This window comes from Paraburkholderia steynii (genome assembly GCF_900100565.1).
GTDB classification, from domain to species: domain Bacteria; phylum Pseudomonadota; class Gammaproteobacteria; order Burkholderiales; family Burkholderiaceae; genus Paraburkholderia; species Paraburkholderia terrae.
In genome coordinates, this window is sequence record NZ_FNDI01000035.1 from 83,256 (window position 1) to 91,131 (window position 7,876).

Below are 7,876 nucleotides of genomic sequence, written 5' to 3' on the forward strand. Positions count from 1 at the left end.
AGACACGCATGGAACCGAACATTCAAGCAGCGGCCGACGCCCTGTGGCAGGCACGCGCGACGCGACAGACCATCGCTCGCGTTTCCGAGACCTTCGACATCCAGACGGTAGAGGGTGCGTACGCAGTGGCGGAGGCGAACGTCGCCCGGGCGGTTGCCGCCGGCGCGAAGATCTGTGGCAAGAAAATCGGGCTGACCTCGAAGGCCGTACAGCAGCAGCTTGGTGTTAGCCAGCCCGATTACGGTGTGCTGTATGCCGACATGGAGTACGTGAGCGGCGCCGAGCTACCGGCTGGCAGACTGATCCAACCGAAAGCCGAGGGCGAGATCGCGTTTGTCGTCGGCCGCGATCTCGATGAGGCCGAGCTTAGCTGGGGCCGCTTCCTGATCGGACTGGAATATGCGTTGCCGGCTATTGAGATTGTCGACAGTGCGATTACCGACTGGAAGATCACGCTCGTCGACACGGTAGCGGACAACGCTTCGTGCGGCCTCTATGTGTTGGGCCTCGAACCGCGCCGGATCGGTGATTTGGTGCTCGCCGGATGTGGAATGGATTTCCGCAAGAATAGCGAGACCGCGTCGGTCGGCGCGGGTGTCGCTTGCCTCGGCAATCCGCTTTCGGCGACTTACTGGCTCGCGAAGAAGATGGCCGAGCTTGGCCAGCCACTGCGCGCCGGTGATGTCGTGATGTCTGGTGCGCTGGGGCCTATGGTGCCGGTGACTCAGGGTGATCGCATCGAGGTAGATATCAGCGGTCTCGGTCGAGTGACCTGCTCGATGTCCATTGCTTGATGAACGCGATGAACAATTTTCCAGTCCGACCTGGCACTGGCCGGTCGCCACTCGGACTTGCGCTCGCGGTCCCCGACATCGAGCGGATCGATTCGCCCGATGGCAGTTTCGTTTTGCGCTCGCGCATGCCGTTACGGCCATATGCCCGTTGCATCGGTGAATGGCTTGAGCACTGGAGTCATCACGCCCCCGAACGCGTCTTCCTCGCTGAGCGTACGCCAGACGGCGAAAACTGGAACCGCCTTACCTACGCACAGGTGCGGGTGCAAATCGGTGCGATCGCGCAGGGGCTGCTCGACATGGGAATGACGCCTGCAAGGCCGATTGCAATCCTGTCGGACAACAGCATCGATGGGGCACTTCTGAAGATGGCTGCGATGCACGTCGGCTTGCCGGTCTCCATCGTATCGTCGGCGTATGCGCGCGTTACGCGAGATCGCAGTAGGCTACAAGCTCTATTGCGCCTGCTTGATCCGGGCCTTTTGTATGCGGACGACGGTGCTGTCTACGCTTCAGCCATGCTGGATTGCGGGACGAACTGCCCGCAGCTGTTTTCGCGCAACGTCCCCGCCCACGCGACGGATCTGAACAACCTGCGCAAGACGCGCGAAACCGGCGCGGTCACAGAAGCCTTCACGCGCATCACGCCAGACACGCATGCGAAATACCTGCTGACATCCGGTTCTACGGGCAAGCCCAAGGCGGTGATCAACACGCATCGGATGCTGTGCGCGAACCAGGAGGCTATCGCCCAGGTCTGGCAGTTCATCGACCACGCCGCTCCGCTTGCGCTCGACTGGCTGCCGTGGAGCCATACATTCGGTGCCAATCACAACTTCAACTTAATTTTGCGCAACGGCGGCACCCTGTATATCGACGACGGGCGGCCCGTGGCGGGACTGATGGAGAAGTCGATCCGAAATCTGCTGGAGCTTTCGCCGACGCTCTATTTCAACGTGCCGCGCGGATTCGATGCGCTGCTGCCTTACCTGGAACTGAACGAGTCAATGGCCGCGCACTTTTTCGGGAGTCTGCAGGGGATGTTCTTCGCGGGCGCGGCGTTGCCCAGACCGTTATGGGATCGTATCAAGGCCGTCGCACTGCGCCATCGTGATACGCCATTGCTTTTTAGTTCGGCGTGGGGAGCGACCGAGACCGCCCCGCTCGTTACTAGCCTGCATTTCCATTATCCCGAACCCGGCAATCTGGGCGTGCCCGTTCCCGGCACCGAGGTCAAGTTCGTACCTAACGGCGACAAGCTCGAGATGCGCGTGCGCGGGACACAGGTTTTTCCGGGTTACAGGGACGTGCCTGAGCTCACTGAAAAGGCGTTCGACAAGGACGGCTTTTACATGATTGGCGACGCAGGGCGGCTTGCCGATCCGGTTGATCCGAACGCAGGCATCCTGTTCGACGGACGCGTCTCAGAAGATTTCAAATTGACCACGGGAACGTGGGTGTCGGTTGGCACGTTGCGTGTGCGCGCTGTGGCAGCACTTACGCCGTATGCGCAGGACGTCGTCGTGGCGGGGCATGACCGAGACGAAATCGGGTTCCTGATCTTCCCGTCGCCGGCATTGCGGTCATTGGCGGGCGACAACTCGAACATTATGACGGGCGAGCACCTCGCTATATGTCCGGAGGTCCGCCGAACGATTGCTGTGGCGCTGGCCGCCCTCAATGCGGGTCAAGGTTCATCCACTCGCGTCGCGCGTGCGGCGATTCTGAGTTCGTCGCCTGACCTGGATGCAGGCGAGATCACCGACAAGGGATACGTGAACCAGCGGCGAGTGCTGGCGTCACGTTCACACGAGGTCGAACGGCTGTTTGGCGGAGGCGCCTCGGTCATCGTCCCCGCCACTGATTAACGCATAAGCGAAGGACTAGAGATGGCAAAAAAACTCAAGGCTGCGATCATCGGATCGGGCAATATCGGCACAGATCTGATGATCAAGATCATGCGTCACAGCGAACATCTGGAAGTGGGAGCGATGGTTGGCATCGACGTCGCCTCCGACGGTCTGGCGCGAGCCGCGCGCATGGGTGTGGCAACGACACATGAAGGCGTCGACGGCCTGACGCGTCTGCCAGTATTTCGCGATATCGACATCGTGTTCGATGCAACGAGCGCTGCCGCGCACGTCAGGAACGACGCGTTCCTGCGCCAACTCAAGCCCGATGTGAGGTTGATCGACTTGACGCCGGCGGCGATTGGCCCGTACTGCGTGCCGGTGGTCAATCTCGATGCACACATCGACGCGCGCAACGTCAACATGGTCACTTGCGGCGGCCAGGCTACGATTCCAATCGTTGCTGCTGTTTCCCGCGTGGCTAGGGTGCACTACGGCGAAATCATTGCATCGATTTCGAGCAAGTCGGCGGGACCGGGCACGCGTGCCAACATCGACGAGTTTACTGAGACCACCTCCAAGGCGATCGAACAGATCGGCGGCGCCGCAAAGGGTAAAGCCATTATCGTCCTTAACCCGGCCGAGCCACCACTCATCATGCGCGACACTGTCTATTGCCTGTCCGAGCCAGCTGACGAGGATGCGGTGGCCCGATCCATCGATGACATGGTCATGGCCGTCAACCGCTACGTGCCTGGTTATCGGCTCAAACAGAAAGTTCAGTTCGATCGAATCGAAGGGCACGCGCCGTTGAACATCCCTGGCGTCGGTGCGCGCATGACTGGCCTGAAAACCTCAGTGTTCCTCGAAGTGGAAGGCGCCGCGCACTACCTGCCGTCCTATGCCGGCAATCTCGACATCATGACCTCGGCGGCCATGGCCTGCGCTGAACGCATGGCCGCCGAGATGCTCGCCAACGCAACCGCCTGAAAGGAGAGATGGCATGACATCCGGCAAGAAGCTTTACATTTCCGACGTGACGCTGCGTGATGGCTCGCATGCAATTCGGCATCAATACAGCGTGGCACAGGTCGTCGCGATCGCCACGGCACTCGATGAGGCCAAGGTCGATTCGATCGAGGTGGCACACGGTGACGGCTTGCAAGGTTCCAGTTTCAACTATGGATTCGGTGCCCATACGGATCTCGAATGGATCGCCGCCGTGGCCAGCGCCGTCAAACACGCGAAGGTCGCGACGTTACTGTTGCCCGGCATCGGAACGATTCACGATTTGCGTAGTGCGTATGATGCCGGCGCACGTATCGTGCGTGTGGCCACGCACTGCACCGAGGCCGATATCTCGAAGCAGCACATCGAATATGCCCGCGATCTCGGAATGGAGGCCGTCGGCTTTTTGATGATGAGTCATATGACGACGCCACAGCATCTAGCGCAGCAGGCAAAGCTGATGGAGAGCTACGGAGCGACGTGCTGCTACGTCGTCGATTCGGGAGGCGCGCTTGGCATGAACGACGTGCGCGAGCGTTTCCGCGCGTTTAAGGACGTGCTGAAGCCTGAGACACAGACCGGCATCCATGCGCACCACAACCTGAGCCTTGGGGTGGCGAACAGCGTTGTCGCGGTGGAGGAAGGTTGCGACCGCATCGATGCGAGTCTTGCGGGCATGGGCGCCGGCGCAGGCAATGCGCCGCTTGAGGTCTTTGTCGCTGCCGCCGACCGCCTTGGCTGGCACCACGGTTGTGATCTCTACAAGCTGATGGACGCGGCAGAAGATCTTGTTCGCCCGTTGCAGGATCGACCGGTTCGGGTCGACCGCGAGACGTTGGCGCTTGGGTACGCAGGCGTTTACTCCAGCTTCCTGCGGCATTCCGAGGTCGCTGCGAAGAAGTACGGGTTAAAGACTGTCGACATTCTGGTCGAGCTTGGTCGCCGTCGCATGGTCGGCGGCCAGGAAGACATGATCGTCGACGTCGCGCTGGATTTGCTCAAGGGAGTTGACTCGGACGATCGGGTAACTGCATGACTGTGTTCAAGCTGAGAATCGAGCCGGCCGGGGTAGAAGTTTCATGCCCCACCGAGGGCAGTCTGCTCGACGCCGCATTGGCTGCCGGTTACTTTCCGCGTCATAGCTGCCGTCGCGGCCAGTGCAATGCTTGCGAAACGCGGGTTGTTTCCGGCGACGTGTGTTATCCGGATGATTTCGAGCCGGAAGGCGTGCGCGACGACTACGTCCTTGCTTGTCAGGCCCACGCCGTGACGGATGTCACGATCGAGGCGCCCGAAGTCGGAACGACGCCTGGACAGCACCTCGTGCAGACGGGGGCGAGAGTGGTGGAAGTCCAACATGTGAGCGAGGATGTGGCGCGCGTCGTATTGAACGTCTCGCCATCGTCAGGGTTGTCATTCCAGCCAGGCCAATACGTCGAGGTAATCCTGCGTGATGGGACGCGTCGTAGCTATTCGATGGCAAACGCGCCCGGTGACGATGGCGTCATCGAATGGCATGTTCGCGCGGTCCCTGGCGGGCGTTTTTCCAACTACGTCTACCGGACGCTTAAGCCGCGAGACATGCTGCGCATTGAGGGCCCATTCGGCACGTTCATGCTACGGGACACGTCCGCTCCGATGATCCTTTTGGCATCGGGCACGGGCTACGCGCCGATCGCAGCGATGCTCAAGGCCCATCGGGCGACCATTCAGCGACGAGGGGCGGTGCTTTACTGGGGCGGCGTGCAATTGGCCGATCTCTACGCGTACGACGAGCTGCGAGCCTGGGAACAGGCAAATCCCGGTCTTCGATTTGTCCCGGTACTGTCGGGTGATGAGCCGGGCTGGACCGGACGGACGGGCTTCGTCCACGAAGCAGTGGCGTCGGATTTCCCCGACCTCTCGACGCACGAGGTCTACGCATGTGGTAATCCGCTGATGGTCGAGGGGGCACGTCATACATTCACCCGCCGCAATCGGCTTCCGATAGAGAACTTCTTTAGTGACTCTTTTGTGAGTCGCGTGGAAGCTGGGTAAATTGACACGGGTCGCCGGGCTGCCGTCAACTTCGTTGTGTGAAAGATCAGGGGAATCAGATGGATCGAGGGACGCGGAGCATCAAGCTTGAGATGGCTCTTATGACCGGCGTATTTCTGCTTTTACTATTCGCAATTGGCGGCTCAGGGGCGTATGGTCTTTCAAAGCTCCGGTCATACCTGAACGACTCATACGCGCGAAGCACCGCCCTTATTCGCGAATTGTCAGAGGTTCGTGCGGGCCAACTTGATATCTTGCTCCAGCTGAGGATGATCGAGTCCATACCGGATCGCGAGGGACTAAAGGCAGGAATGGAGAAAATTCGTTCCAGTGAAGAACGGATGGACAAGGCATGGACGCGCTACTACCGAGGGATTGCAAGCAATCAGGCACGGGAGATTGCCGACAAGAGCGGGGCGTACCTGAGGCAGTTTGAAACGCTGACGAACCACACGGGGACTGCCCTCGAAGCAAACGACTTAGACGCCGTCCGGCCTGCGATGATTGAGCTTGTGGCTGTAGCAGCGAAACTGGGCGAGTCAATCGATGCTGACACAGACATGGTCGAGTCTCAGGCGAAGGGGTTTGTCGCTGACGGTGAATCCACATTCGGCTTTGCGCGCTTGGTCATTGTCGTCCTGATCGGCGTCAGCGTGCTGGTCGGGGTCGCATGTGCCATCTATGGGATGCGAACGATGCTGCGGCCGCTTGGAATCGCCGCCCACATCGCAAATGAGATAGCGGCGGGGAGGCTAGGAAACAGCGTCACCGTCGCTTCTCGCAACGAACTCGGCCATTTGCTGGAATCCCTGTCGAAAATGGACCACCAGCTGGAAGTGACGGTCCGTGGAATTCAGGCATCGGCTGAACTCATCAAGGGCGTGTCGCGCGAAATTGCTGCCGGCAACACGGATTTGTCGGCGCGTGCGGAAGAGCATGCGACATCGCTGGAGCAAACGGCCGCAAGCATGACGCAGCTGACCGAAACAGTGAAGCAAAATGCCGACAACGCGCGTCAGGCGAATACGCTCGCGGCACAAGCTACCGGTTTCGCTGATGTCGGTAACGAAGCGGTGCAAGGGATGGTGACCGCGATCAGGCGGATCAGTGACAGTTCGGGAAAGATCTCGGAGATCACCAGTGTCATCGAGGGCATCGCTTTCCAGACAAATATTCTTGCCCTCAACGCCGCCGTGGAGGCGGCACGCGCAGGCGAGCAGGGCCGCGGTTTCGCAGTAGTGGCGAGCGAGGTGCGTAACCTTGCACAACGCGCCGCTGCGGCAGCAAAGGAGATCAACGAGTTGATCGGTGCATCGGTCGCGCTGATCCAGGACAGCGCCCAGCAAGCGACGGAGGTCGGTTCGACGATGCTGGACGTGAAGCAGGCAATCAGGCAGGTGTCGGACATTATTGGAGAGATCACGGTGGCCTCGGACGAGCAAAGTCACGGCATCGAGCAAGTCAGCCAGGCTGTCGTGCAAATGGATCATGTCACGCAACAGAATGCCGCGCGGGTTGAACAGGCAGCAGCGGCGACTCGATCACTCGAGGGACAGGCAACGGCATTGGAGGTGGCCGTATCGGTGTTCCGGGTCTCAGCGTCAAATCCATTGGTAGCCGAAACTGCTTGAGTTGGAACATCTCACACATTTTGGTATTCCAATGGGCGATCGACGTGACGGTAGCACGCAATGCGCATCGGACAGGCTCGCATTCGGTGTCACTCGAATTGGCACCGGTCGCGATACCCCGACACCGAGGTGATCCGAAACACCTAGCCACGATCGCGCACTTGAGATGCAGCGTGACGAGGAGTTCGATACCGCCCCTACCGCGCAAGCCATCACTGGTTAATGAAGTTCAATCTATTGCGATTTGAAGGAAACGAGGCATGAAGATTCACGAGTACCAGGGTAAGGAAATCCTGCGGAAATTCGGAGTCGCGGTACCGCGCGGCAAGCCGGTCTTCTCGGTGGATGATGCGGCCAAGGCCGCACAAGAGCTTGGTGGCCCGGTGTGGGTCGTCAAGGCTCAGATCCACGCGGGTGGCCGTGGCAAGGGTGGCGGCGTGAAGGTCGCGAAGTCGCTGGACCAGGTTCGTGAGTACTCGAACCAGATCCTCGGCATGCAACTCGTCACGCACCAGACTGGCCCGGAAGGCCAGAAGGTGAATCGCCTGCTGATCGA

Annotated in this window: 7 protein-coding genes; all 7 read left to right on the plus strand. The window is 60.0% G+C overall.

The window, feature by feature from the left end; translation table 11 throughout:
• The first annotated feature begins 8 nt into the window (after positions 1-8).
• On the plus strand, positions 9-794 hold the full coding sequence (locus tag BLT65_RS39525; RefSeq protein ID WP_091788870.1) for a 2-keto-4-pentenoate hydratase: 786 nt from the start codon (positions 9-11) through the stop codon (positions 792-794).
• Complete coding sequence (locus BLT65_RS39530; RefSeq protein WP_091788873.1) at positions 794-2,662, plus strand: feruloyl-CoA synthase; 1,869 nt, start codon at positions 794-796, stop codon at positions 2,660-2,662. The genes BLT65_RS39525 and BLT65_RS39530 overlap by 1 nt, the downstream gene beginning before the upstream one ends.
• 21 nt (positions 2,663-2,683) lie before the next feature.
• Positions 2,684-3,634: an acetaldehyde dehydrogenase (acetylating) gene (locus BLT65_RS39535; protein WP_091788876.1), complete on the plus strand. Its 951-nt coding sequence runs from the start codon at positions 2,684-2,686 to the stop codon at positions 3,632-3,634.
• A gap of 13 nt (positions 3,635-3,647) precedes the next feature.
• Complete coding sequence (gene dmpG, locus BLT65_RS39540; protein ID WP_091788879.1) at positions 3,648-4,688, plus strand: 4-hydroxy-2-oxovalerate aldolase; 1,041 nt, start codon at positions 3,648-3,650, stop codon at positions 4,686-4,688.
• Positions 4,685-5,689 (plus strand): FAD-binding oxidoreductase, encoded by a 1,005-nt coding sequence (locus tag BLT65_RS39545; protein ID WP_091788882.1) that lies wholly within the window; start codon positions 4,685-4,687, stop codon positions 5,687-5,689. The genes dmpG and BLT65_RS39545 overlap by 4 nt, the downstream gene beginning before the upstream one ends.
• A 59-nt stretch (positions 5,690-5,748) precedes the next feature.
• Positions 5,749-7,320: a methyl-accepting chemotaxis protein gene (locus BLT65_RS39550; protein WP_091788885.1), complete on the plus strand. Its 1,572-nt coding sequence runs from the start codon at positions 5,749-5,751 to the stop codon at positions 7,318-7,320.
• A gap of 260 nt (positions 7,321-7,580) precedes the next feature.
• On the plus strand, positions 7,581-7,876 hold a 296-nt coding region (locus BLT65_RS39555), incomplete at its 3' end, for an ATP-grasp domain-containing protein (RefSeq protein ID WP_341865848.1).